Consider the following 21,510-nt stretch of genomic DNA (forward strand, 5'->3'; position numbering starts at 1 on the left):
TCGGATTCGGGAATCATTGTAACGGCGCGCACGAAGGCAGGCATTGATCGCCAGGAAAAGAACGGCCCGCCTGCGCGGCGGGCCGTTGCGGGAAAGGATCGTGGTATCGGCGTCCGGCTCAGAGCGCCGCTTCGCCGGTCTCCCCGGTGCGGATGCGCACCACCTGCTCGACCGGCATGACGAAGATCTTCCCGTCGCCGATCTTGCCGGTATGCGCGGCCTTGATGATCGATTCGATCGCCATTTCGACCGCCTCGTCGCCGACGACGATCTCGATCTTCACCTTGGGCAGGAAATCGACCACGTATTCCGCGCCGCGATACAGCTCGGTGTGCCCCTTCTGGCGGCCGAAGCCCTTGACCTCGGTGACCGTCAGGCCGGTGACCCCGATGTCCGACAGCGCCTCGCGCACTTCATCGAGTTTGAACGGCTTGATGATCGCTTCGATTTTCTTCATTGATTGACTCCTGGAGGGTTGCGCAAGATCGTGACCGGTCAGTAAGGATCACGATAACGATTGGTGATCGGATAGCGCCAGTCCTTGCCGAAGCCGCGCTGCGTCACGCGGATGCCGACCGGCGCCTGCCGGCGCTTGTATTCGCTGATCTTGAGCAGGCGCACGACGCGGCGCACGTCCGCCTCGGCATAGCCGCGCGCGATGATCTCGCGCGGACTCAGATCGTGCTCCATGTAGGCCTCGACGATGGCGTCGAGCACGTCGTACGGCGGCAGGCTGTCCTGGTCGGTCTGGCCCGGCTTCAGCTCGGCCGACGGCGGCCGGGTGATGATGCGCTCCGGGATGACGTCGCCCACCGTGTTGCGCCAGCGCGCGATGCGATAGACCAGCGTCTTGACGATGTCCTTGATCACCGCGAAGCCGCCGGCCATGTCGCCGTACAGCGTGCAGTAGCCGACCGCCATCTCCGACTTGTTGCCGGTGGTCAGCACCAGCGCGCCGGTCTTGTTGGACAGGGCCATCAGGATCATGCCGCGGATGCGCGCCTGCAGGTTTTCCTCGGTGGTGTCGGCGGGCAGTCCGGCGAATTCCTTCTCCAGCATCGCGGCGAAGGTCTGCATCGCCGGCGCGATCGGAATCTCGTCGTAGCGCACGCCCAGCCGGCGGATCATCTCGCGCGAGTCGGCCAGGCTGATCTCCGCCGTGTAGGGCGACGGCATCATCACCGCGCGCACCTTGTCGGCGCCCAGCGCGTCGACCGCGACGCACAGCGTGAGCGCCGAATCGATGCCGCCGGACAGGCCGATGAGCGCGCCCGGGAAGCCGTTCTTGCCCAGGTAGTCGCGCACGCCGAGCACCAGCGCCCGGTACACTTCCGGCTCGATCGGCTGTTCCGGCACGAACGGACCGGGCAGCGGCGCGCCGTCGGCGATCTCGACGATCTCCAGCGCCTCCTCGAACTTGGGCAGCTGGCAGCACACCTCGCCGCCCGCGTCGAGGACGAAGGAGCCGCCGTCGAAAACCAGTTCGTCCTGCCCGCCGACGAGATTGACATAGACGACCGGCAGGCCCGTCGTCTCGATGCGTTCGCGCAGCACCTCGGCGCGCAGCCCCTGCTTGCCGATGTGGTAGGGCGAGGCGTTGAGCACGAACAGCACTTCCGCGCCGGCATCCCGCGCCTGGTCGGCCGTGCCGGCCGACCACACGTCCTCGCAGATGTTGATGCCGCAGCGCACGCCCTTGATCGCCGCCACGCAGGGCGTCTCGCTCGGGTCGAAGTAGCGTTTCTCGTCGAAGACCTCGGCGTTGGGCAGGCGCTGCTTGCGGTACGTGGCGACCGCCCGGCCGCCCTGGATCAGCGTCGCCGCGTTGAAACGCTTGCCGTCCTCCGCCAGCGGATGCCCGACGATCACCGCCAGATCCGGCAGCTGGCCGGCCAGCGACTGCATCTCGGCGGCGCAGGCGGCATAGAAATCCTCGCGCAGCAGCAGATCCTCGGGCGGATAGCCGCACAGCGCGAGTTCGGGGGTGAGCATCACGTCCGCCCCGCGCTCCTTGGCGCGCCGGGCGAAATCGAGAATCCTGGCGGCGTTGCCGGCGACGTCGCCGACCACCGCGTTCATTTGGGCAATAGCGATCTTGAGTGGCATAGGCGTAACTATAAACGAGGCCGCGCCCGAAAAAACGCGGAAACCGGCCGGCAGCCCGGAAACCGCGTTCGCCACCCCCGCCTGCGGCCTAAAGCGGCCGCCCGAGACGCCGTTCGACCTGCCGCCTTTCCCATTCCGGGCCCAGCATCCAGTCCGGCCCGAACACCCGGAAGGCGTGCAGCAACAGGCCGATGCCCCAGCCGCCCATCACCCAGAGCACCCACCAGCGTCCGGGCGACTGGATCAGATTGATCGCCGCCAGCGCGAGATTCACCAGCACGTAGCGAAAACAGTGCAGATAGAACCTGCGCAGTCCGCGCACGTGGTCGAAAGCTTCCTTTTCCCGTTGTTCGTCGCAGGGAAGTTCCGTCGCCGCCATTTGTGCCATGTGTCTCTCCGTGTCAAGGATTGAAAAGTCCAGCTCGAACACGGCGGCGATCGACTTGAGCGTTTCTGTGCTCGCGGGCTGCCCCGCCTCGATGCGCTGGATGGTCCGCGCGCTCAAGCCGCTGGCGTCGGCCAACTGCTGCTGGGACCATCCGCGTTTCAGACGCAGCTTCTGGATAAGCATTCCGATGTCTCCGTTGCCGTGGTTTGGCAAGAGTGGCGCATCCCTGGACGGAGCGCGACGACAGCGAGGCGACACGGACACGTCAGCGACGCGACAGCGGCCGCCGACGGGCGCCCGTCAGCCGGCGGTGTTCCAGGCGGCCAGGAATTCCGCCCAATGCGGCTTGTTCAGCTTTTCCAGTTCGCTGCGCACGAACAGGAGTTCGCTCTCGTACTCCTCGCGCGACATTTCGCCGCGCATCAGGCGGAAGCGCAGGTAGACGAGGTAGGTGTTCATCACGTCGGTTTCGCAGTAGTCGCGGATGCCGGCGATCTCGCCGGCCTGCCACGCCTCCCACACCTTGCCGCCGTCCATGCCGAGCTTGCCGGGGAAGCCGATCAGCTTGGCCAGGTCGTCGAGCGGCGCGTTGGCGCGCGGCTGGTACATGGCCAGCAGGTCCATCAGGTCGAGATGGCGGGTGTGGTAGCGGCTGATGTAGTTGTTCCACTTGAAGTCGCGGCTGTCGCCGTAGTCGCCGTCGCCGAGGTCCCAGTAGCGCGGCGCCGCGACGCCGTGGATCAGCCCGCGGTAGTGCAGCACCGGCAGGTCGAAGCCGCCGCCGTTCCAGGAGACGAGCTGCGGCGTGAACTTCTCGATGCCGTCGAAGAAACGCTGGATGATCTCGGCTTCGCCCTGTTCCGGCTCGGCCAGCGACCACACGCGCAGATCCCGGCCCGAACGCAGGGCGCAGGAAATGACGGCCACGCGCTGCAGGTAATGCGGCAGGAAGTCGTTGCCGCTCTGCACCCGGCGCTGCTGGAAAGCCATCTCCGCTACCTCGGCGTCGGAAAGCGCCGAATCGAGCCCGTGCAGGCGGCGCAGCCCCGGTACGTCGGGGATGGTCTCGATGTCGAAAACGAGGACGGGTTTCATCGGAGGGCCTGCGAGGATGAGGTACCGTCTGCCTCCGTGGTTTCAAGCCGGAAAAACCCCGGTCGAAAGGTAGCGGTCGCCGCGGTCGCAGACGATGGCGACGATCGTCGCGTCGCGCACTTCCTCGGCCAGGCGCAGCGCCACGGCCAGCGCGCCGCCGGACGAGATGCCGGCGAAGATGCCTTCCTCGCGCGCCAGGCGGCGTGTCATGCGCTCGGCGTCGCCCTGCGAGACCGATTCGACGCGATCGACCAGCGTGCGGTCGAAGATCTTCGGCAGGTAGGCTTCCGGCCATTTGCGGATGCCCGGAATCTGCGAGCCGTCCTCGGGCTGGCAGCCGACGATGCACACGGCCGGGTTCTGCTCCTTGAGGTAGCGCGAAACACCCATGATCGTGCCGGTGGTGCCCATGCTGCTGACGAAGTGCGTGACGCGCCCCTGCGTGTCGCGCCAGATTTCCGGCCCGGTCCCTTCGTAATGCGCGAGCGGGTTATCGGGGTTGGCGAACTGGTCGAGGATCACGCCCTTGCCTTCGTCGCGCAGCTTCTCGGCGACGTCACGCGCCAGTTCCATGCCGCCGTCGCGCGGAGTGAGCACCAGCTCGGCGCCGAAGGCGCGCATCGTCTGGCGGCGCTCGACGCTCTGGTTTTCCGGCATGACCAGGATCATGCGGTAGCCGCCCATTGCCGCGGCCATCGCCAGCGCGATGCCGGTGTTGCCGGAGGTGGCCTCGATCAGCGTGTCGCCGGGCTTGATGTCGCCGCGCCGCGCGGCCCGCTGGATCATCGACAGCGCCGGCCGGTCCTTGACCGAGCCGGCCGGGTTGTTGCCTTCCAGCTTGGCCAGCAGGACGTTGCCCCGCGCCTCGGCCGCCGCGCCGGGCAGGCGCTTCAGGCGCACCAGCGGCGTTTCGCCGACGTAATCTTCGAGCGTCTTATACATGATCGTTGAGCCAGCGAACGTAGTGGGCCACGCCTTCCTCGACGCGGGCGAACGGCGCCTCGTAGCCGGCTTCGCGCAGGCGGGTGAGGTCGGCCTGGGTGAAGCTCTGGTACTTGCCTTTCAGCGCCTCGGGGAACGGGATGTATTCGATGAAGCCCTGCGCCAGCAGTGCGTCGAGCGGTTCAGCCGGCTTGCCCTGCAGGGCGCGGCAGCTGTTCACGTTGGCCGCGGCGAGTTCGTTGAAGCTCTGCGCCCGCCCGGTGCCGACGTTGAAGATGCCGGATTTTTCCGGGTGGTCGAGGAAGAACAGGTTCACCCGCGCGACGTCGCCGACATAGACGAAATCGCGTTTCTGCTCGCCGTTGCCGTAGCCGTCGCAGCCTCCGAACAGCTTGACCTTGCCTTCGCTGCGGAACTGGTTGTAGTGGTGGAAGGCCACCGACGCCATGCGCCCCTTGTGCGCTTCGCGCGGGCCGTAGACGTTGAAGTAGCGGAAGCCGGCGATCTGCGCGGAGGCTTCCGGCAGGCGCTGGCGCACGATCTGGTCGAACAGGAACTTGGAGTAGCCATACACGTTGAGCGGCGCCTCGAAGGCGCGCTCCTCGGTGAAGCGGCTGCTGCCGCCGTAGGTCGCCGCGCTGGAGGCATAGATGAACTGGATCTTCCGCGCCTGACACCAGTCGAGCAGCGCCAGCGAGTAGCGGAAGTTGTTCTCCATCATGTAATGGCCGTCGGTCTCCATGGTGTCGGAGCAGGCGCCCTGGTGCAGCACGGCGTTCACCGCGCTGTCGAACTGCCCGGCCCGCAGGCGCGCGAGGAAATCCTCCTTGTCGAGATAGTCGGCGATCTCGCAGTCGACGAGGTTCTTGAACTTCTCGGCCCGCTTGAGGTTGTCGACGGCGATGATCCTGGTCACGCCGCGCTCGTTGAGCGCCTTGACGACGTTCGCCCCGATGAAACCGGCCGCGCCGGTGACGATGGTGTACATAGTGGGACTCCTTGCTAGTTCAGTGCGGCCGCCAGTTCGTCGCGGGTGACCACGGCCGTGCCCAGCTTGCCGACCACGATGCCGGCCGCGACGTTGGCCACGTGGATCGCCGGCGCCCAGCCGGCGCCGTGCGCCAGCATCACCGCCAGCGTGGCGATGACCGTGTCGCCCGCGCCGGACACGTCGAACACTTCGCGCGCCACGGCCTTCTCGTGGATCGCCCGGTCCGCCAGGAACAGCGACATGCCCTCCTCGCTGCGCGTCACCAGCAGCGCCTCCAGGTCCAGTTGGCCGCGTAGTTCGGCCGCCCGGCGCTCCAGGTCCGCCTCGTCCTTCCAGCGCCCGACCACTTCGCGCATTTCCGAGCGGTTCGGGGTGATCAGCGTGGCGCCGGCGTAGGCGGAATAGTCGTCGCCCTTCGGATCGACCAGCACGGTCTTGCCGGCGTCGCGCGCCAGCCGGATCATCTCGCCGATGTGCGTCAGCCCGCCCTTGCCGTAATCGGAAAACACCACGGCGTCGCAGCCGGGCAGGCGCCGGGCGAATTCGTCGAGCTTGGCGCGCAGCACCTCGTGCGACGGCCGGTTCTCGAAGTCGATGCGCAGCAGCTGCTGCTGGCGGCCAATCACGCGCAGCTTGACAGTGGTTGACACCGCCTCGTTGACGTGCAGGCTGGCGTCGATGCCGCCCTCGCGAGCCAGTTGCGCCAGCCGCGCGCCGGCCTCGTCCTTGCCGACCAGGGAGAGCAGCGCCACCCGCGCGCCGAGCGCGGCCGCGTTGCGCGCCACGTTGGCCGCACCGCCGGGACGCTCCTCGCTGCGCTCGACCTTGACCACCGGCACCGGTGCCTCGGGCGAAATGCGCGAGACGTCGCCGAACCAGTAGCGGTCGAGCATCACGTCGCCGACGATGAGCAGCCGGACGGAGGAAAGATCGGGGAGGGCCATGCGGAAAAATCCTAAGGTGCCAAGTCGAATTCTTCGGTGCGCTTCGGCGAATAGGTTTCCCAGCCGCCGCACGCCGGGCAGCGCCAATAGAACTGGCGCGCCTTGAAGCCGCAATTATCGCACCGATAGCGCGCCAGACGGCGCGTGTAGCCCTGCACGATGCCCTTGGCCAGGTCGAGATCGGCGCGCGCCTCGGGTGGGGCGATCAGCAGCCGCGCCTCGATCAGCTTGTCGAAGCCGAGCAGCGTCGGGTTGCGCCGCAATTCGTCGCGGACCAGCCCATACGCCGCTTCCGGCCCTTCCGCTTCGATCACCAGCTGGAAAACGACGTCGAGCAGGTCGAGCGACGGATAGCGTTCGAGATAGCCGCGCAGCAGCAGCAGCCCTTCCTCGCGCCGCTCCAGCTTACGGAACGCTTCGAGCAGGCGTTTGGCCACCAGCGCGAGATAAGGCGGGTCCTGCTGCTCGATGCGCTGCCAGCAGGCGATGGCCTCCTCCAGGCGCCCCTGCTGCGCCGCGATGTCGCCCTGCAGCAGGCTGGCGCGCACGCACTTGCGGTTGCGTTCGAGCGCGGACCTGAGGTGCTCGGCCGCCGCCTCCGGGCGGGCGCGCATCATCTCGGCCGCAGCCAGTTCGCAATGGTATTCGGCGATTTCCTTCTGCGAGGCGAAATCCGGCAGTTCGGCGGCGATGGCGATGGCCTTCGCCCAGTCCTTTTCGAGCTGGTAGATTTCGAGCAGGTTGCGCTTGGCGTCCTCGGCGCGCGGCGACTCGCGCAGCTTGTCGAAGATGTCCTCGGCGCGGTCGAGCAGGCCGGCCTTGAGGTAATCCTGGCCGAGCTCGGACAGCGCCTGCAGCTTGAGCTCCTCGGGCAGGTCGTCGCGCTCGATCAGGCTCTGGTGCATGCGGATGGCGCGCTCGGTCTCGCCGCGCCGGCGGAACAGGCTGCCCAGCGCGAAATGCAGCTCGACCGTTTCGGGATCGACCTTGACGGCTTCGACGAAGGCTTCGATCGCCCGGTCGGGCTGCTCGTTGAGCAGGAAGTTGAGCCCCTGGAAATACGACCGGGGCAGCGCCCGCGATTCGCGCACCAGGTGGCGGATGTCGATACGCGCCGCCGCCCAGCCCAGGCCGAAGAAAAGGGGAAAGAAAAGAAGCTGCCAGTATTCGAGTTCGATCATTTTTTTGTTCACTCGTCCGGTTCGGCCCGGCGCCGCCGGGCGAACGTGCCGCGGTTCAGGGCAGCGGCGTCTCCGCGATTTCGTCCCTGCCGCCGTCGGCCTTGCCGCGCTTCAGGCGCGAGATCTCGCGCTTCAACCCGAACACCGTGCCGAGCAGGGCCAGCACGCCGAGCGCCATCCCGCCGGCGAAGAAGGCGAGCACGACGATGATCAGCGGCGCCTGCCAGGACGTATCGAAGAAGAAATAGACGTTCACCGGGTCCGTGTTCTTCAGCGCAAAAGCCAGCAGAAACAGGAAGATGAACACCCGGCAACACCACAAGAGAACACGCATCGATTCCGACCTCCTGAAAGAAAAGGGCGGCAAAACCAGTTGCCGCCCGTTCATTCATCCGAACACGTCCGTCATTCAGACCGCTTTGATCGACTTGTTCGACGCGCTCCCGCAATTCCTTGCCAGCCTTGAAATGCGGCACCCACTTTTCCGGGACGCGCACCTTGTCGCCGGATTTGGGGTTGCGGCCGACGCGCGGCGGCCGGTAGTTCAGCGAGAAGCTGCCGAACCCCCGGATCTCGATGCGGTCGCCCTTGACCAGCGCCTCGGACAACGCATCGAGAATCATCTTGACCGCAAAATCGGCATCCTTCGCGACCAGTTGCGGAAACCGCTCGGCCAGCCGCGCGATCAGATCTGACTTGGTCATGCGAGGACCTTATTGCTGGCTGTTCAGCTTGGCCTTCAGCAAGGCGCCGAGGTTGGTCGTACCCGAGCTGACGCTGCTCTCGGCCGAGAACTTCTGCATGGCCTCGTGCTGCTCGGCCTGATCCTTGGCCTTGACCGACAGGTTGATGGAGCGCGTCTTGCGGTCGATGTTGATGATCATCGCCTCGACCTCGTCGCCTTCCTTGTACACCTTGGTCAGATCGTCGATACGGTCGCGCGAGACTTCGGAGGCGCGCAGATAGCCTTCCATGTCACCGTCGAGCGTGACCACCGCGCCGCGGGCGTCGACCGACTTGACCGTGCCCTTGACGATGGCGTTCTTCTCGTGCGTGGCGATGAAGCTGGTGTAGGGATCGCCGTCGAGCTGCTTGATGCCCAGCGAGATGCGCTCCTTCTCGGTATCGATGGCCAGCACCACGGCTTCCACCTCGTCGCCCTTCTTGAAGTTGCGGATGGCTTCCTCGCCCGGCGTCGACCACGACAGGTCGGACAGGTGCACCAGGCCGTCGATGCCGCCCGGCAGGCCGATGAACACGCCGAAGTCGGTGATCGACTTGATGGCGCCCTTCACCTTGTCACCCTTCTTGTGGTTCATGGCGAAGTCGTCCCACGGATTGGCGACGCACTGCTTCATGCCCAGGGAGATGCGGCGGCGTTCCTCGTCGATTTCGAGGATCATCACCTCGACTTCGTCGCCGAGCTGGACGACCTTCGACGGATGGACGTTCTTGTTGGTCCAGTCCATTTCCGAGACGTGCACCAGGCCTTCGATGCCCTGCTCGATCTCGACGAAGGCGCCGTAGTCGGTCAGGTTGGTGACCTTGCCGAACAGGCGGGTGCCCTGCGGGTAGCGGCGCGAGATGCCGACCCACGGATCTTCGCCGAGCTGCTTCAGGCCCAGCGAGACGCGGTTCTTGTCCTGGTCGAACTTGAGGATCTTGGCCTGCACTTCGTCGCCCACGGCCAGCACTTCGGACGGATGGCGGACGCGGCGCCAGGCCAGGTCGGTGATGTGCAGCAGGCCGTCGATGCCGCCCAGGTCCACGAAGGCGCCGTAGTCGGTGATGTTCTTGACCACGCCCTTGACGATGCTGCCTTCCTTGAGGTTGGAGAGCAGCGCCTCGCGTTCCTCGCCCACCGTGGCTTCGAGCACGGCGCGGCGCGAGACGACGACGTTGTTGCGCTTGCGATCGAGCTTGATGACCTTGAATTCGAAGGTCTTGCCCTCGTACGGCGTGGTGTCCTTGACCGGGCGCATGTCCACCAGGGAGCCCGGCAGGAAGGCGCGCACGCTGTTGGTCATGACGGTGAGGCCGCCCTTGACCTTGCCGGTGATCGTGCCGGTGACCAGCGAGCCGTCGTTGAGGGCCATTTCCAGAGCGTTCCAGGCGGCGACGCGCTTGGCGCGCTCGCGGGAGAGGCGGGTTTCGCCGAAACCGTTCTCCAGTTGTTCGATGGCGACCTGGACGAAATCGCCGACCGCGACTTCGATTTCACCGGCATCGTTGAGGAATTCGTCCCGGTCGATGTAGCTCTCGGACTTCAGTCCGGCGTTGACCACGACGAAATTCTGGTCGATGCGCACGACCTGCGCGGTGATGACCTCGCCTTGACGCATTTCCTGGCGGTTGAGGCTGGCCTCGAAGAGATCGGCAAAACTTTCCTGCATGGGGGTGGGATTGGTTGACATAGGAGATTGTGTGTTACCGCGTGATGCGGATGGGGTTGAGTTGAAACCACGTCGCCGGCCCGAGGGAAAATCGTCCCGGCGACACCGAAACGGGCCTGCGCAGCAACGCTGCTGCGCCATGCCCGGCTGCTACCCGGCCGTTCCACTCCATGCCAGGACCTGCGCCACGGTTTGGGCGATGGACAGGTCCGTCGTATCGAGCAGGTGGGCCTCTTCGCTTTGCTGCAACGGCGCCACGCTGCGTTGACTGTCCCGCAGATCGCGTTCGCGCAAGTCCAGCAAAAGAGGGGTAATACTAGCAGCGATTCCTTTTTCGATCAACTGCTTATAGCGCCTTTGGGCGCGCACCTCGACGCTGGCCGTGAGGAAAACCTTGGTCCGCGCGTCGGGGAAGACGACCGACGCCATGTCCCGGCCGTCCGCCACCAGCCCCGGCGCGCGACGGAACAGGCGTTGCCGGAAAAGCAGCGCCCGGCGCACCGCCGGCAGGGCGGCGACGTGCGAGGCGCCGATGGAAATGGCCTCGTGGCGGATGGCGTCGCCGACCTCCTCGCCGGACAGCCGGATCGAGTTCTCGCCGAACTCCGCGTCGAGCCCGGCGGCGATGCGGGCCACGCCCGCCTCGTCGTCCCAGGCCACGCCGGCCCGCTGCGCCGCCAGCGCGGTCAGGCGGTAGATGGCGCCGGAGTCGAGGTAATGCCAGCCCAGCGCCGCCGCCACCTTGGCGGCGATCGTGCCCTTGCCCGACGCCGACGGGCCGTCGATGGCGATCACCGGCACGGCCTGGGTCACCTCGGCGAAGCGGGCGAAGTAGTCGGGAAAGGTCTTGGCCACGCAGCCCGGCTCGTTGATGCGCACCGGCACGCCGCGCGCGGCGAGCGAGAAGCACATGGCGATGCGGTGATCGTCGTAGGTGTCGATGCCCTGGTGAGGCGAAACGAGCGCGGCGGGCGGCGTCACCCGCAGCCAGTCGCCGCCCTCCTCGACCACGGCGCCGAGCTTGCGCAGTTCGGCCGCCATCGCGGCGATGCGGTCGGTTTCCTTGACCCGCCAGCTGGCGATGTTCTTCAGCGTCGTCGGCCCTTCAGCGAACAGCGCCGCCGTCGCCAGCGTCATCGCCGCATCGGGGATGGCGTTGCAGTCGAGTTCGATGCCGCGCAGGCCACCGTTCTCCGGCCCGCTGGCCTCGATCCAGTTCGGCCCCAGGGCGATGCGCGCGCCCATTTGCGCCAGTGCGTCGGCAAAGCGCACGTCGCCTTGCACGGAGTCCTGCCCGACGCCCTCGACGCGCAGCGGCCCGCCGCCGATCGCGCCGAGCGCCAGGAAATACGACGCCGACGAGGCGTCGCCCTCGACGTAAACGACGCCGGGCGAGCGGTAAACGCAGCCGGCCGGCACGACGAAGCGTTGCCAGCCGTGCCGTTCGACCCGCACGCCGAAGCGTTCCATCATGGCCAGCGTGATCTCGACATACGGCCGGGAAATCAGCTCGCCGACGACTTCGATGGCCGTTTCCACGCCGGTCAGCGGCAGCGCCATCAGCAGGCCGGTCAGGAACTGGCTCGACACGTCGCCGCGGATGCGCACCGTGCCGCCCGGACGGATCGCCGCCGGGCGGATGTGCAGCGGCGGATAGCCCGCGTCGGCCGTGTATTCGATGTCGGCGCCGAGCTGGCGCAGGGCGTCGACGAGGTCGCCGATCGGCCGCTCGTGCATGCGCGGCACGCCGGACAGGCGGTAATCGCCGCCGCACAGCGCCAGGGCCGCGGTCAGCGAACGGAAGGCCGTGCCGGCGTTGCCGAGGAAGAGTTCGGCGCGCTTGACCGGAAAGGCGCCGCCGGCGCCGGTCAGGCGCCAGGCGTTACCGCCCAACGGCGTCATCGCCACGCCGAGCGCGCCCAGGGCTTCGCGCATGCGCGCGGTATCGTCGGATTCGAGCAGGTCGCGGATCTCGGTGCCGCCCTCGGCCAGCGCGGCGAGCAGCAGCACCCGGTTGGAGATGCTCTTCGAGCCGGGCAGGCGGACGCTGCCCCGCGCGGACAGCAGTTCCGGCAGGTCGATGGATTCCGGCGTGCTCATCTGGACTTGCTTCCGTCCCAGGCGCGCCGCGCCGCGCGCGCCACGTCGAAGGTCTTTTCCAGCACCGCGCCGTCGCCACGCGAGAGCGCGTCGTGCAGTTCGTCGAGCTGCTCCTGGTAACGGTCCAGCTCGCCGAGCAGGGCGACGCGGTTGGCCAGGCAGATGTCCCGCCACATTTCCGGATGGCTGGCGGCGATGCGCGTGAAGTCGCGGAAGCCGCTGGCGGCGAAATTGAAATAGAGTTCGCTGTCGTCCCGCACCGCCAGGCCGTGCACCAGGGCGAACGACAACAGGTGCGGCAGGTGGCTGACCGCGGCGAAGACGCGGTCGTGCTCCTCCGGCGTCAACTCGAAGAGCTGGGCGCCGCACCACTCCCAGGCCGAGCGGACGCGCGCGACGTTGAGGACCGGGTTCTCCGGCAGCGGCGTGAGCACCACTTTCTTGTGCTGGTACAGGTCGGCCCGCGCGGCCGCCGCGCCGCTGTTCTCCGCGCCGGCGATCGGATGCGCCGGCACGAACTGACCTGCCCGTTCGCCGAGATGCTCGCGCACCGCGGCCACCACGTCGGACTTGGTGCTGCCGCCGTCGGTGACCACGGTTTCCGGCCCGAGGTAGGGCGCGATGCGGGCCATGATCTCCGGCATCTGCCCGACCGGGGTGGCGAGCAGCACCAGATCGGCCTCCACGGTCTCCTGCCCCGGATTGATCCCGATGCGGTCGATGATGCCCAGGTCCAGCGCCTGCGTCAGGGTGGACAGGCTGCGTCCGAAACCGACGACTTCCTCGACCTGCCCGGCGGCCTTCAGCGCCAGCGCGAACGATCCGCCGATCAGGCCGACACCGAAGACGACGACCTTGCCGAATTCCGGCTCGGAACTCATCGGCCCGTCCTCATCCGCGGGCGGTCTCCAGCGCCTGCAGGAAGCGCCGGTTCTCCGCCTCGGTGCCGATGGTCACGCGCAGCCACTCTGGCATGCCGTAGCCGGCGACCGGGCGGACGATCACGCCCTGCCGCAGCAGTTTGTCGTTGACCGTGGCGGCGTCGCCGGCCCGGAAGGCGACGAAATTGCCGTACGACGGAATGAACTCGAAGCCGAGCTGGCGGAAGCCCGCGACCAGTTGTTCCATGCCGGCGCGGTTGAGCTCCTGGCTGCGCGCGACGAATTCGCGGTCGTCGAGCGCCGCCGTCGCCGCCGCCAGGGCCAGGTTGTTGCAGTTGAACGGCTGGCGCACGCGGTTCATCAGGTCGGCGATTTCCGCCGAAGCCAGCGCATAGCCGACACGCAGCCCGGCCAGGCCATAGATCTTGGAAAAGGTGCGCGTGATCACCAGGTTCGGGAATTCGCCGAGCCAGTCCTTGGAGTCGGCGCTCACCCTGGCCGGCAGATATTCGTTGTAGGCCTCGTCGAGCACCACCACGACGTCGCCGGGCAGCGCGCGCATGAATTCCTTGAGCTGCGGATACGGCACGAAGGTGCCGGTCGGGTTGTTGGGGTTGGCGATCCAGACGAGGCGCGTATCCGGCCGCACGGCGGCGCGCATGGCGTCGAGGTCGTGCCCGAACTCCCTGGCCGGCACGGCGATCAGCTCGGCGCCGACGGACAGCGAGGCCAGCGGGTACACCGCGAAGGCGTGCTGCGAAAAGACCGTCGAGCGCCCCGGCGCCAGGAACACGCGCGCCGCCATGTCGAGCAGGTCGTTCGAGCCGTTGCCCAGGACGATGCGCTCCCGCCCGAGGCCGGTATGCGCGGCGACGGCCGCCTTCAGCTCGAAGTCGTCGGGGTAGCGTTCCAGCGTGCCCACCGCCGCTTCCAGCGCGGCCCGTGCCTTCGGGCTCATGCCCAGCGGGTTCTCGTTGGACGCCAGCTTGACGATCCGCTCGACCGGGATGCCCATTTCGCGGGCCAGTTGGGTGATCGGCTTGCCGGGCTGGTAGGGCGAAATGGCGCGAACGTAGGGCAGCGACTGGTCACAAAGCGACATGCTCGAATCCTCGACGAAAGTGGTTCAGTAAACGGCGACGGGATACGACCCGAGCACCTTCAGGTAGGCGGCGCGGCGCGCCAGTTCGGCCAGTGCGCGGGCCACCCGCGGATCGTCGCGGTGCCCGTCGACGTCGACGTAGAACACGTACTCCCACAGCGTATGGCGCGCCGGCCGCGATTCCAGGCGCGTCATCGACACGCCGGCGTCGGAGAACGGCGCAAGCAGTTCGCACAGCGAGCCGGTGCGATTGGGCGCGGACATGATCAGCGAGGTCTTGTCGCGTCCCGACGGGCCGGCCTCCTGGCGTCCGAGCACGACGAAGCGGGTGGTGTTGTTCGGCTCGTCCTCGACGTTGCCGACGAGCACGGGCAGGCCGTAGCGTTCGGCGGCCGCCTCGCCGGCCAGGGCCGCCGTTCCGGCTTCCGCCGCGGCCAGCTGCGCGGCCTGGGCGTTGCTGCCGACGGGAATGCGCTGCGCCTTGGGCAGCGAGCGGTTGAGCCATTCATGGCACTGCGCCAGCGACTGCGCGTGCGAATACACCTTGGCGATGTTCTCCAGCGATGCCTCGCGGGTCATCAGGTGCTGATGGATGGGCAGCACGACTTCGCCGCACATCCTGAGCGGCGAGGTCATCAGCAGGTCGAGCGTGCGCCCGATCGCGCCCTCGGTCGAATTTTCCACCGGCACCACGGCGAAATCGGCATGCCCGGCCTCGACCTCGCGGAACACGTCGTCGATCGAGGTCTGCGGCTGCAGTTGCGCGGCGTGCCCGAAGTGCTTGGTGGACGCGCTTTCCGAAAAGGTGCCGAGCGGCCCGAGAAAGGCCACGGTCAGCGGCCGTTCGAGCGACAGGCAGGCCGACATCACCTCGCGGAAGAACCAGGTCACGCTCTCATCCGGCAGCGGCCCGGCGTTCATGTCCTGAATCCGCCGCAATACCTGCGCCTCGCGCTCCGGCCGGTAGATGAAGCCGCCCTCGCCGTGCGCCGCCTTGATCTCCCCGACCTTCTGGGCGCAGCGCGCCCGGCGGTTGAGCAGGTCGAGCAGTTGCGCGTCGATGGCGTCGATTTCGCCGCGCACTTCGGCGAGTTCCTTTTTCAGCGCGTCGCTCATGGCAATGCAGGTAGCCCTCTTCAGAAAAACCTTCCCCTGGTTGGACGGAGAAAATCCGGCCCGACGCCGATCGCGCGGCGCTTTCCAACAGCGCTATTATTCCCCGTCCTGCTCCGGCGCGGAATCCGCCGCATCCTTTTCCTGGCCGTTCTCGGCGTCGTCCTCGGACTCGACCACCTTCTCCAGGCCGGCCAGCTTTTCTCCGTCGTCGAGCGCGATCAGGGTCACGCCCTGCGTCGCCCGCCCGAGTTCACGGATTTCGGCCACGCGCGTGCGGATCAGCACGCCGCCAGTGGTGATCAGCATGATCTCGTCCTCGTCCTTGACCAGCCGCGCGGCGACGACCTTGCCGTTGCGCTCGCTGGCGGCGATGGCGATGACGCCCTGTTTGCCCCGGCCCGAGTGGCGGAAATCGGCCAGCACCGTGCGCTTGCCGAAGCCGTTCTCGGTGGCCACCAGCACCGTTTCCTGGTGGTTCTCGGCGACCAGCAGCGACAGCACCTGCTGCCCCTCGCCCAGCCGCATGCCGCGCACGCCGCGCGCCGTGCGGCCCATCGGCCGGACGTCCTCCTCGTCGAACCAGACCGCCTTGCCGGCATCGGAGACGAGCACGATGTCCTGCGTGCCGCTGGTGATCTCGGCGCCGATCAGGTAGTCACCCTCGTCGAGCGCCACCGCGATGATGCCGGCCTTGCGCGGATTGGAGAAATCCGACAGCGGCGTCTTCTTCACCGTACCCTGCGCGGTGCACATGAAAATGAAGCGGTCTTCGACGAATTCCTTGATCGGCAGGATGGCGTTGATCTTCTCCCCGTCCTCGAGCGGGAACATGTTGACGATCGGCTTGCCGCGCCCGGTGCGCGCGCCTTGCGGCACCTCGTAGACCTTGAGCCAGTAGACCCGCCCGCGATTGGAGAAGCAGAGGATGTAGTCGTGGGTGTTGGCGGTAAACAAATGGTCAACGAAATCGTCTTCCTTGACCGTCGCCGCCTGCTTGCCGCGCCCACCGCGCCGCTGGGCGCGATAGTCGGCGAGCGGCTGCGACTTGATGTAGCCCGAATGCGACAGCGTGACCACCATGTCCTGCGGCGTGATGAAGTCCTCGATGCCCAGGTCCTGCGTGTCGAGGACGATCTCCGAGCGCCGCTTGTCGCCGAACTGCGCGCGCACGACGTTGAGCTCCTCGGCGATGATCTCGGTGATGCGCTCCGGCCGGGCCAGGATGTCCATCAGGTCGGCGATGCGTTCGAGCAGTTCGGCGTAGTCGGCGACGATCTTGTCGCGTTCGAGGCCGGTCAGGCGCTGCAGGCGGAGTTCCAGGATCGCCTGCGCCTGCGCCTCGGACAGCAGGTAACCGCTCCGCGACAAGCCGTATTCGAGCCCCAGCCCTTCCGGGCGCGTCGCGTCCAGCGCGGCGCGCTGCAGCATCTCGCCCACCGTCGCCGACTGCCACAGCTTGCCCATCAGCCCGCGCCGGGCGTCCGCCGGCGTCGGCGAGGCCTTGATCAGGGCGATGATTTCATCGACGTTGTCCAGCGCCACGGCCAGGCCTTCCTGGATGTGCGCCCGCTCGCGCGCCTTGCGCAGGTCGAACACGGTGCGCCGGGTGATGATCTCGCGCCGGTGCGCCAGGAAGCAGTCGAGCATCTGCTTCAGGTTGAGCAAACGCGGCTGGCCGTCGACCAGCGCCACCATGTTCATCCCGAAGGTATCCTGCAGCTGCGTCTGCTTGTACAGGCAGTTGAGCACGACTTCCGGCACTTCGTTGCGCTTGAGCTCGATGACCACGCGCATGCCGGATTTGTCGGACTCGTCGCGCAGATCGGCGATGCCGTCGATCTTCTTCTCGTTGACCAGTTCGCCGATGCGTTCCAGCAGCGAACGCTTGTTAACCTGGTACGGCAGTTCGTCGACGATGATTGCCTGGCGGTCGGCGCTGCCCTTGATGTCCTCGAAGTGCGTGCGGGCGCGCATGATCACGCGGCCGCGGCCGGTCTGATAGCCCTCGCGCACGCCGGACACGCCGTAGATGATCCCGGCGGTCGGAAAATCGGGCGCCGGAATGATCTCGATCAGATCGTCGACCGTCATCTCGGGATCGTGCAGCAGCGCTAGGCACGCCTCGACCACCTCGTTGAGGTTGTGCGGCGGAATGTTGGTCGCCATGCCGACGGCGATCCCCGACGAGCCGTTGATCAGCAGGTTCGGGATGCGCGCCGGCATGATCAGCGGTTCCTGCTCCGAACCGTCGTAGTTCGGCCCGAAATCGACGGTTTCCTTGTCGATGTCGGTCAGCAGTTCGTGGCCGATGCGCGCCATGCGCACTTCCGTGTAACGCATCGCCGCCGCGTTGTCGCCGTCGATCGAACCGAAGTTGCCCTGCCCGTCGACCAGCATGTAGCGCAGCGAGAAATCCTGCGCCATGCGCACGATCGTGTCGTAAACAGCCGTATCGCCGTGCGGATGGTATTTACCGATCACGTCGCCGACGATGCGCGCGGACTTCTTGTACGCCTTGTTCCAGTCGTTGCCCAGTTCGTGCATGGCGTACAGCACCCGGCGATGCACCGGCTTCAGGCCGTCGCGCGCATCCGGCAGCGCCCGGCCGACGATCACGCTCATGGCGTAATCGAGATACGACCGGCGCATCTCGTCTTCGAGGCTGATGGGGAGTGTTTCTTTGGCGAAGATTTCCACGGCTCGTTCCAATTCGGCGACCGGTTGACCGGCGGGTACGGACTTCGGCACCGGCATTTTCGTTTTGTCGAACGCGCCATTCTAACACGCCGCCCATTGCTCCCGACGCCCGGACCGAATTTCCGGAAGATCGCGGGACAAAACCGGCGGGTTCCGAAGTAAGCTTATACGGCGTCCGGTAAATGCGAACCGGTATCACTCACCGCGAATAAACGAACAGCGAGCGAACTGCGCGATGCCCGATCCAGTTCGACCTACTCATCGAAGCCAGATGGATCATCCCCGTCGAACCGGCCGATACCGTTCTGGAAAACCACTCCGTCGCCATCGACAAGGGCCGGATTGTTGCTATTTTGCAACAGTCGGAAGGAAAATTTCGCTTCGCCCCGCGCGAAACCAGGCAACTGCATGACCATGTCCTCATTCCGGGCCTCGTCAATCTGCACACGCATGCCGCAATGTCCCTGCTGCGGGGCCTTGCGGACGATCTCCCCCTCGACGCCTGGCTGCGCGAACACATCTGGCCGGCCGAGGCGAAACACGTCTCGCCCCAGTTCGTGCATGACGGAACGCTGCTGGCCTGCGCCGAAATGCTGCGCGGCGGCATCACCTGTTTCAACGACATGTACTTCTTCCCCCAGGCGACCGTCAAAGCCGCGCGGGAGCTGGGAATCCGGGCCGTGGTCGGGCTCATCGCGCTGGACTTCCCGACCGCCTACGCCGCCGACGCGGACGACTACCTGGCCCGCGGACTGGCCGTCCGCGACGAATTCCGCGACAGCCCGCTGCTCGGTTTCTGCCTGGCCCCGCACGCCCCCTACACGGTCGGCGACCGCACGTTCGAGAAGGTGCTGACCCTCTCGGAACAGTGCGACATCCCCATCCACCTGCACCTCCACGAGACCCGCAAGGAGATCGAGGACAGCGTGAAGCTCTTCGGCGTGCGGCCGATCGAGCGGCTGCGCCGCCTGGGCCTGCTCGGTCCGGGGCTGATCGGCGTCCATGCCGTCCATCTCGAGGATCACGAGATGCAGCTGCTGGCCCAGCACGGCTGCTCGGTCGTGCACTGCCCCAGCTCCAATCTCAAGCTTGCCAGCGGCATCGCGCCGATCGAGCCGATGACCCGGAGAGGCCTGAACATCGGCCTTGGCACGGACAGCGCCGCCAGCAACAACCGCCTGGACATCCTCCAGGAAATGCGTCTGGCATCGCTCCTGGCCAAGGGTTCCAGCGGGCGGGCCGACGCCGTCGGCGCCCACCGGGCGCTGCGCATGGCCACGCTGAACGGCGCGCGCGCCCTCGCTCTGGACAAGGAAATCGGCAGCATCGAGGCCGGCAAATCGGCGGATTTGTGCGCCATCAAGATTAATGACTCCCTATTGGCACCGTGCTACGATCAAGCATCACTGCTTGCTTATTCGGCAGGACGTGAGCATGTATCAGACGTATGGGTAGCCGGAAAGGCTTGTGTTTCCAACGGAAGCCTGCTCCACTGCAGCATGATCGAGTTGAAAAATCTGGCGGCTTTGTGGCAGAATCGAATCCGTTCGTGAAATGGTTTTCTAGTCTTTCAACAATGAGTCGCAACAAGCCACTTGGACAAACCCGCAGGCTCTAATCAACACTAACGAGGTAAATCAAGATGAATAAAACAGCAAAACATTCCGCGATGGCCTTGCTGGCCGCAACCATTGGCCTGTGCGCCTCGTTGGCGCAAGCCCAGGCTGTTGATCGTGTCTACGCCATCGACGGCCGCGGCGAGGTCGTGATGGACCCGTACGGACTGTGCTGGCGGACCAACTTCTGGACCCCGGCCGCCGCCGCCAAGGACCCTGCCGGCTGCACGTGCGACAAGGACCTGCTGCCGAAGGAAGTCTGCGAGCCCAAGGCCGCTCCGGTCGCCGCCGCTCCGGCTGCTCCCGCTCCCGCTCCGGCCGCCGCTCCGGCCCGCGACAAGGTGACCGTCGCCGCCGACGCGCTGTTCGACTTCAACAAGGCTACCCTGCGCCCCGAAGGCAAGGCCAAGCTTGATGACGTCGTCGCCAAGTCCCAGCAACTGGTTCTCGAAGTGGTCATCGCCGTCGGCCACGCCGACCGCATCGGCAGCGCCGCCTACAACCAGAAGCTGTCCGAGAAGCGCGCCGCTTCGGTCAAGGACTACCTGGTCAGCAAGGGTATCCCGGCCAACCGCATCTACACCGAAGGCAAGGGCAGCAAGCAGCCGGTCACCAAGCCGGGCGATTGCAAGGGACCGAAGAGCCCGAAGGTTATCGCTTGCCTGCAGCCTGACCGTCGCGTCGATATCGAAATCATCGGCACCAAGAAGTAATCAGGTCCGATACAATGAAAGCCCTGCCTCGGCAGGGCTTTTTTATTGCCTTGACTTGACCGCCATGCACAACGCCGATCCTCACGAACTCGACAAATTCAGCCAGCTCGCTCACCGGTGGTGGGACCCGCAGAGCGAGTTCAAGCCGCTCCACGAAATCAATCCGCTCCGCCTGGGCTGGATCGACCGGCACGTCAAACTGGCCGGCAAGGCGGTGCTAGACATCGGCTGCGGCGGCGGCATCCTGTCCGAAAGCCTCGCCCAATGCGGCGCCAGCGTCACCGGCATCGACCTCTCCGAAAAGGCACTCGGGGTGGCGAAACTCCATCTCCTGGAAAGCGGCAGGACGGTCAACTATCGGCTGGTATCCGCCGAGGAACTGGCCCGCCAGATGCCCGGCGCTTTCGACGTCGTCACTTGCATGGAAATGCTGGAGCACGTCCCCGACCCGGCCAGCACCATCGCCGCGTGCTCGGCGCTGGTCAAGCCCGGCGGCCACGTCTTCTTTTCCACCCTCAACCGCAACCCGAGGTCGTATCTGTTCGCCGTCATCGGCGCCGAGTACGTTCTAGGGCTGCTGCCCAAGGGGACGCACGATTACGCGCGCTTCATCAAGCCGTCGGAACTTTCGCGCTGGGCCCGCAGCGCCGGACTGGAGCCGGACGAGCTGATCGGCATGACCTACAATCCGCTGAGCAGGAAATACAGCCTGTGCGGCGACACCGGGGTCAACTACCTGATGCACACGGTCAAGACCGCCTGAGCGCCCGCCTCACGCCTCCGCGCGGACCGCGTCGGCCCAGCAATTCGGGGTCTCGTACAGCCGCACCCGCTCCAGCCGCAAGTGATTGCCATAGGTGTCGCGGTAGGCCGCGTCGAGAATCCGGAATGCCTTCTCGGCCAGATTCTCGGCCGTCGGAATACAATCGAGAATTACCGTCTTGTGCCCCGGCAGGGAAGCGAGGAAGTCGACGACCGGCACGTCGCCTTCATAGACGAGGAACGCATGATCCCACAGGTCAACCAGATGACTTTTCGCCAGTGCCTTGACTTCGGAAAAATCCATGACCATGCCGTTGGCGGGGTCCCCCGCCTGGCGGATGATCTCGCCGGCAAGCGTCACTTCGAGCGCGTAGCGATGGCCGTGCAGATGCCGGCATTGGCTTTTGTGGTCGGGGATACGATGGCCGGCGTCGAATTCCAGGCGGCGGGTGACGAACATGGCGAACTCGGGGAAAAAAGCTG

Annotated in this window: 19 protein-coding genes and 1 pseudogene; 3 read left to right on the forward strand and 17 right to left on the reverse strand. The window is 66.3% G+C overall.

All coding sequences use genetic code 11. The features are described 5' to 3' along the window. Positions 1-118 precede the first annotated feature (118 nt). The 16 genes and pseudogenes from QM701_RS06275 to gyrA form a co-directional block, all read right to left on the reverse strand. Complete coding sequence (locus QM701_RS06275) at positions 119-457, reverse strand: P-II family nitrogen regulator (protein WP_415166234.1); 339 nt, start codon at positions 455-457, stop codon at positions 119-121. 38 nt (positions 458-495) lie between these two features. Beyond that, entirely contained in the window at positions 496-2,106 is a 1,611-nt protein-coding gene (locus QM701_RS06280; RefSeq protein ID WP_415166235.1) for an NAD+ synthase, read from the reverse strand. An 88-nt stretch (positions 2,107-2,194) separates the two neighbouring features. Continuing rightward, positions 2,195-2,677, reverse strand: coding sequence for a 2TM domain-containing protein (locus QM701_RS06285; protein ID WP_415166236.1), 483 nt, complete (start codon positions 2,675-2,677; stop codon positions 2,195-2,197). Positions 2,678-2,794: 117 nt separating this feature from the next. Continuing rightward, positions 2,795-3,589 (reverse strand): 3'-5' exonuclease, encoded by a 795-nt coding sequence (locus tag QM701_RS06290; protein WP_415166237.1) that lies wholly within the window; start codon positions 3,587-3,589, stop codon positions 2,795-2,797. Positions 3,590-3,631: 42 nt separating this feature from the next. Then, complete coding sequence (cysM, locus tag QM701_RS06295) at positions 3,632-4,534, reverse strand: cysteine synthase CysM (protein ID WP_415169351.1); 903 nt, start codon at positions 4,532-4,534, stop codon at positions 3,632-3,634. Continuing rightward, positions 4,524-5,519: an ADP-glyceromanno-heptose 6-epimerase gene (gene rfaD / locus QM701_RS06300; protein ID WP_415166238.1), complete on the reverse strand. Its 996-nt coding sequence runs from the start codon at positions 5,517-5,519 to the stop codon at positions 4,524-4,526. Before rfaD ends, cysM begins: the two co-directional genes overlap by 11 nt. Before the next feature lie 14 nt (positions 5,520-5,533). Next, entirely contained in the window at positions 5,534-6,466 is a 933-nt protein-coding gene (gene rfaE1, locus QM701_RS06305) for a D-glycero-beta-D-manno-heptose-7-phosphate kinase (protein ID WP_415166239.1), read from the reverse strand. Between the two features lie 11 nt (positions 6,467-6,477). Continuing rightward, positions 6,478-7,644, reverse strand: a complete 1,167-nt coding sequence (lapB, locus tag QM701_RS06310) for a lipopolysaccharide assembly protein LapB (RefSeq protein WP_415169352.1) — start codon at positions 7,642-7,644, stop codon at positions 6,478-6,480. 58 nt (positions 7,645-7,702) lie between these two features. Then, complete coding sequence (locus QM701_RS06315) at positions 7,703-7,954, reverse strand: LapA family protein (protein WP_415166240.1); 252 nt, start codon at positions 7,952-7,954, stop codon at positions 7,703-7,705. Between the two features lie 124 nt (positions 7,955-8,078). Then, positions 8,079-8,351 (reverse strand): annotated as a pseudogene (locus QM701_RS06320) (integration host factor subunit beta); the annotation flags it as partial. Positions 8,352-8,360: 9 nt separating this feature from the next. Beyond that, on the reverse strand, positions 8,361-10,040 hold the full coding sequence (gene rpsA / locus QM701_RS06325) for a 30S ribosomal protein S1 (protein WP_415166241.1): 1,680 nt from the start codon (positions 10,038-10,040) through the stop codon (positions 8,361-8,363). Between the two features lie 150 nt (positions 10,041-10,190). Next, positions 10,191-12,140 carry a bifunctional 3-phosphoshikimate 1-carboxyvinyltransferase/cytidylate kinase gene (locus tag QM701_RS06330; RefSeq protein WP_415166242.1) on the reverse strand — a complete coding sequence of 650 codons (1,950 nt, stop codon included), beginning with the start codon at positions 12,138-12,140 and terminating at the stop codon, positions 10,191-10,193. Then, positions 12,137-13,021 (reverse strand): prephenate dehydrogenase, encoded by an 885-nt coding sequence (locus QM701_RS06335; RefSeq protein WP_415166243.1) that lies wholly within the window; start codon positions 13,019-13,021, stop codon positions 12,137-12,139. The genes QM701_RS06330 and QM701_RS06335 overlap by 4 nt, the downstream gene beginning before the upstream one ends. 10 nt (positions 13,022-13,031) lie before the next feature. Then, a complete protein-coding gene (gene hisC / locus QM701_RS06340; RefSeq protein ID WP_415166244.1) occupies positions 13,032-14,123 on the reverse strand; it encodes a histidinol-phosphate transaminase in 1,092 nt (363 codons plus the stop codon). A 24-nt stretch (positions 14,124-14,147) separates the two neighbouring features. Beyond that, positions 14,148-15,239, reverse strand: coding sequence for a prephenate dehydratase (gene pheA, locus QM701_RS06345; protein WP_415166245.1), 1,092 nt, complete (start codon positions 15,237-15,239; stop codon positions 14,148-14,150). A gap of 96 nt (positions 15,240-15,335) precedes the next feature. After that, a complete protein-coding gene (gene gyrA / locus QM701_RS06350; RefSeq protein ID WP_415166246.1) occupies positions 15,336-17,936 on the reverse strand; it encodes a DNA gyrase subunit A in 2,601 nt (866 codons plus the stop codon). Between the two features lie 242 nt (positions 17,937-18,178). On the opposite strand from gyrA, the gene QM701_RS06355 reads away from it, so the two are divergent. The 3 genes from QM701_RS06355 to ubiG all read left to right on the forward strand — a co-directional run bounded on the left by QM701_RS06355 (position 18,179) and on the right by ubiG (position 21,028). Then, positions 18,179-19,489: a TRZ/ATZ family hydrolase gene (locus QM701_RS06355; protein ID WP_415169353.1), complete on the forward strand. Its 1,311-nt coding sequence runs from the start codon at positions 18,179-18,181 to the stop codon at positions 19,487-19,489. Positions 19,490-19,578: 89 nt separating this feature from the next. Continuing rightward, positions 19,579-20,265 (forward strand): outer membrane protein OmpA, encoded by a 687-nt coding sequence (ompA, locus tag QM701_RS06360; RefSeq protein WP_415166247.1) that lies wholly within the window; start codon positions 19,579-19,581, stop codon positions 20,263-20,265. Positions 20,266-20,329: 64 nt separating this feature from the next. Then, complete coding sequence (gene ubiG, locus QM701_RS06365; protein WP_415166248.1) at positions 20,330-21,028, forward strand: bifunctional 2-polyprenyl-6-hydroxyphenol methylase/3-demethylubiquinol 3-O-methyltransferase UbiG; 699 nt, start codon at positions 20,330-20,332, stop codon at positions 21,026-21,028. Positions 21,029-21,037: 9 nt separating this feature from the next. Here ubiG and queD read toward each other — a convergent pair whose 3' ends face one another. Continuing rightward, positions 21,038-21,487: a 6-carboxytetrahydropterin synthase QueD gene (gene queD, locus QM701_RS06370; RefSeq protein WP_415166249.1), complete on the reverse strand. Its 450-nt coding sequence runs from the start codon at positions 21,485-21,487 to the stop codon at positions 21,038-21,040. Positions 21,488-21,510: the final 23 nt, after the last annotated feature.

It is taken from the genome of Propionivibrio sp., assembly GCF_047602565.1.
Taxonomy (GTDB): domain Bacteria; phylum Pseudomonadota; class Gammaproteobacteria; order Burkholderiales; family Rhodocyclaceae; genus Propionivibrio.

Excerpts from the sequence above, each read along its gene's own strand:
- QM701_RS06290 (WP_415166237.1), bottom strand. The coding sequence starts at position 3,589 with ATGAAACCCGTCCTCGTTTTCGACATCGAGACCATCCCCGACGTACCG.
- rfaD (WP_415166238.1), bottom strand. The coding sequence starts at position 5,519 with ATGTACACCATCGTCACCGGCGCGGCCGGTTTCATCGGGGCGAACGTC.
- queD (WP_415166249.1), bottom strand. The coding sequence starts at position 21,487 with ATGTTCGTCACCCGCCGCCTGGAATTCGACGCCGGCCATCGTATCCCC.
- rfaE1 (WP_415166239.1), bottom strand. The coding sequence starts at position 6,466 with ATGGCCCTCCCCGATCTTTCCTCCGTCCGGCTGCTCATCGTCGGCGAC.
- QM701_RS06285 (WP_415166236.1), bottom strand. The coding sequence starts at position 2,677 with ATGCTTATCCAGAAGCTGCGTCTGAAACGCGGATGGTCCCAGCAGCAG.
- ompA (WP_415166247.1), top strand. The coding sequence starts at position 19,579 with ATGAATAAAACAGCAAAACATTCCGCGATGGCCTTGCTGGCCGCAACC.
- QM701_RS06335 (WP_415166243.1), bottom strand. The coding sequence starts at position 13,021 with ATGAGTTCCGAGCCGGAATTCGGCAAGGTCGTCGTCTTCGGTGTCGGC.
- QM701_RS06280 (WP_415166235.1), bottom strand. The coding sequence starts at position 2,106 with ATGCCACTCAAGATCGCTATTGCCCAAATGAACGCGGTGGTCGGCGAC.
- ubiG (WP_415166248.1), top strand. The coding sequence starts at position 20,330 with ATGCACAACGCCGATCCTCACGAACTCGACAAATTCAGCCAGCTCGCT.
- hisC (WP_415166244.1), bottom strand. The coding sequence starts at position 14,123 with ATGTCGCTTTGTGACCAGTCGCTGCCCTACGTTCGCGCCATTTCGCCC.
- rpsA (WP_415166241.1), bottom strand. The coding sequence starts at position 10,040 with ATGCAGGAAAGTTTTGCCGATCTCTTCGAGGCCAGCCTCAACCGCCAG.
- QM701_RS06275 (WP_415166234.1), bottom strand. The coding sequence starts at position 457 with ATGAAGAAAATCGAAGCGATCATCAAGCCGTTCAAACTCGATGAAGTG.
- pheA (WP_415166245.1), bottom strand. The coding sequence starts at position 15,239 with ATGAGCGACGCGCTGAAAAAGGAACTCGCCGAAGTGCGCGGCGAAATC.
- QM701_RS06330 (WP_415166242.1), bottom strand. The coding sequence starts at position 12,140 with ATGAGCACGCCGGAATCCATCGACCTGCCGGAACTGCTGTCCGCGCGG.